Origin of the sequence: Vibrio genomosp. F10 str. 9ZD137, assembly GCF_049974785.1 — a bacterium.
Classification (GTDB): domain Bacteria; phylum Pseudomonadota; class Gammaproteobacteria; order Enterobacterales; family Vibrionaceae; genus Vibrio.
Genome location: NZ_JBNGCJ010000357.1, coordinates 1 through 378, shown reverse-complemented (window position 1 = coordinate 378; position 378 = coordinate 1). Strand labels below are relative to the sequence as shown.

The 378-nt window shown below is 53.2% G+C and carries 1 protein-coding gene; it reads left to right on the top strand.

Annotated features, from left to right (window positions below; all coding sequences use genetic code 11):
* Nucleotides 1-378 (top strand): calcium-binding protein (locus ACP45E_RS07975; protein WP_141707255.1); only part of this gene is annotated, 378 nt, incomplete at both ends.

Sequence of the window (378 nt, the reverse complement as noted above, 5' to 3'; positions counted from 1 at the left end):
ACGGGTGATGATGAAATCATCGGCGGTGCAGGTCACGACGTCTTACTGGGTGACCTAGGTATTGTGGTCCCAGCCAACGGACAAAGCGCCGATGTGATTGCACGTAACGCGAGCAACGGTGGTAAAGACACGATTCACGGTGATGATGGCAACGATGTGATCGCCGGTGGTGGCGATAACGATGTCATCACAGGTGGTAACGATCATGACCTGATTTTAGGTGACAACGGTCAAGTGACTCGCACGACTCAAAGCTCAGGCTGGCAACTCGTGAGCATTGAAAGCACCGAAGAATCACAAGGCGGCAACGATGTGATCAATGCAGGCAGCGGTGATGATGTGGTGATCGCTGGCACGGGTGATGATGAAATCATCGGC